1 protein-coding gene is annotated in these 2,946 nt (G+C 49.0%); it reads left to right on the top strand.

The genetic code is table 11. The features are described from left to right. Positions 1-582 precede the first annotated feature (582 nt). A partial coding sequence (locus tag QUB37_RS29405) for a bifunctional acetate--CoA ligase family protein/GNAT family N-acetyltransferase (RefSeq protein ID WP_333168738.1) occupies positions 583-2,946 on the top strand: 2,364 nt, incomplete at its 3' end.

Raw genomic sequence — 2,946 nt, 5'->3', positions numbered from 1 at the left:
TACTTGAATGGCTTAATTGGAAATCAGAGACAAGCTGCATGAGTATAATTACTCACTACAAAAGTGACATACTCCCCTTCGTAGGGGGTGTAATTCTTTTGGATGAAGTCTCTAACGTTGACTTCCTTTGTCCAGTTGCCTTCAGTAAAGCCGTGCTATTCTGCTAACATAGCTTGCTTTCACCTCAATCTTTTGTTAGCGATCGATCTTTTCTCCTCCGACCGCTATATCTACTATATATTTAATCTCAATATTTTAAATAGCCTGTTCGCTCTTTCTTACAAAACTTGACTTGCTAATTCGGTGGGAAGAATTAAGATAGATAGTATGCAGAACAACCTCTGGGATTTGTGAGGAAGCTCTGACAAAATGGGATTCCTAACTAACAGTTTGACAACGGAAATGTTGTTTAAGTGCGGGTCGGTCGGAAACCCGCAATGAGATTTTTGGTCGCGAACTGCGAAGACCAGAAGCAGAAAAAGCAGAAAAATAGCAGAAAAATAGCAGAAAAATAGTTCGGATTTGATTCGAGAATAGTTATCGAAAGCAGAGCAATATTAATTGCTGATTAATTGAACTAGGGTGAAAGGGGCAATTATTGTTTCTGCTGGCTTTAAAGAGATTGGTGCGGCTGGGGAGGCTTTAGAACAGCAAGTTATCGCCCAAGCGCGTCTGGGCGGAATGCGGATTATCGGCCCAAATTGCCTCGGCGTGATGAATCCTGTGCTTGGGCTCAATGCTACTTTTGCAGGTACGATCGCCCGTTCGGGTAATGTCGCCTTCATCAGTCAAAGCGGCGCCCTCTGTACTTCGATCCTAGACTGGAGTTTGGGGGAAAATGTCGGTTTTAGCGCTTTTGTGTCGATCGGCTCTATGCTCGATGTCGGTTGGGGCGATCTGATCGAGTATTTCGGAGACGATCCCCATACCCACAGTATCGTTTTGTACATGGAATCTATGGGTGATGCTCGTTCGTTCCTGTCCGCCGCCCGCCCAGTGGCGATCGACAAACCGATCATCATTCTCAAGGTAGGACGTACCGCCGCCGCCGCCGCCGCCGCTTCCCATACGGGAGCTTTGACCGGCAGCGATGACGTGCTTAACGCTGCTTTCCGCCGCTGTGGCGCCTTGCGGGTACATACGATTTCCGATTTGTTCGACATGGCAGAAATTCTGGCCAAGCAACCGCGACCGCAGGGCAACCGCCTATCCATCGTCACCAATGCAGGAGGGCCAGGGGCGATCGCCACTGATGCCTTAATTAGCGACGGCGGTGCGCTGGCAGATTTGGCACCGGAGACGGTGCAGCAGCTTGATGAGTTTTTGCCCCCTCAGTGGAGTCATCACAACCCGATCGATATTTTGGGCGATGCTAGTAGCGATCGTTACGCCAAAACTCTAGAAGTGGTCGCTCCCGATCCCAATAGTGACGGATTGCTGGTCATCCTAACGCCACAAGCGATGACCAATCCCACCCAAACCGCCGAAAAACTCAAGTCTTACAGCAAACTCCGAAAACCCTTATTAGCAAGCTGGATGGGCGGTGTGGAAGTGTCAGCGGGAACGCAAATTCTCAATCAGGCAAATATTCCGACTTTCCCTTATCCCGATACCGCCGTCAGGTTGTTCAACTATATGTGGCGGTACACGTACAACCTGCGCGCTATCTACGAAACGCCTTCTCTCCCCGCTGATTGCGAAATCGAGACTTCCGGGTGTGCGACTGCTGCGAAGATTTTGACTGCCGCCTGCCAAAACAATCGCACTCTATTAACCGAGTACGAATCAAAACACTTGCTGGCAGCTTACGGCATTCCCACCGTAGCGACAGAAATTGCAGCGAGTGCGGCCGAAGCTGTGGAAATTGCCGAGATCCTCGGTTATCCAGTGGTGCTAAAACTCCATTCTGAGACGATTACTCACAAAACCGATGTGGGGGGCGTAAAACTAAATTTAAGCGATGCTAAGGCTGTAATTACTGCCTTTGAGGCGATCGCCCAGCGGGTACGGGCGATCGATCCTGCAGCGTTTCTTGGCGTAACCGTGCAGCCGATGGTGCATTTGGAAGGCTATGAACTAATTTTGGGTAGCAGTATTGACCCACAATTTGGGCCGGTGATGCTGTTTGGTTCCGGCGGACAATTAGTGGAAGTCTTTCAAGATCGATCGCTCGCCCTTCCGCCTTTAAATACCACCCTAGCGCGGCGGATGATGGAGCAAACTCGCATCTATAAAGCTTTGCAAGGAGTGCGCGGTCGATCGGCAATTGACCTGGTACAACTCGAACAGTTATTAGTTCGTTTCAGTCAACTAATTGTAGAGCAACCTCAAATTGCCGAGATTGATATTAATCCACTGTTGGTTTCTCCTGAAGGTGCGATCGCTCTTGATGCCCGTGTTGTTCTCCAAACAACAGAAAACGCCATTTCACCCGCGATTCGCCCCTATCCTACGCAATACGTTCAAACATGGTCAACAAACGGCGATCGTCCCCTCACCATCCGTCCCATTCGCCCAGAAGATGAGCCGCTGATGGTGCTCTTCCACAAAGAACTTTCGGAAGAGAGCGTGTATTTGCGTTACGCTCACATGGTAAAGTTAAAGCACCGCATCGCTCACGAACGTTTGACCCGGATTTGTTTTATTGACTACGATCGGGAAATGGTGTTAGTAGCCGATCGTCAAGACCCGGAAACCTCAGAACACCGGATTTTGGGAGTAGCGCGTCTGAGCAAACTCCACGGCACAAACCAAGCCGAATTTGCCCTGATCGTTAGCGATAGCTATCAGCAGCGCGGTTTGGGAACAGAATTATTGAGGCGGATGCTGGTAATTGGTCAGGAAGAGAAATTAGAGGCGATCGTCGGCTACATTAGACCTCTTGCAAAAAAGATATATGTTATAATTAGAGGTTTTAAATTTAATCCCCTAAAGCTAACTCATAAT

Origin of the sequence: Microcoleus sp. AT3-A2 (genome assembly GCF_036705685.1) — a bacterium.
GTDB lineage: Bacteria > Cyanobacteriota > Cyanobacteriia > Cyanobacteriales > Microcoleaceae > Microcoleus.
Note: the sequence above shows the minus strand (reverse complement) of the source record. Positions and strands in the feature narration are given on the sequence as shown.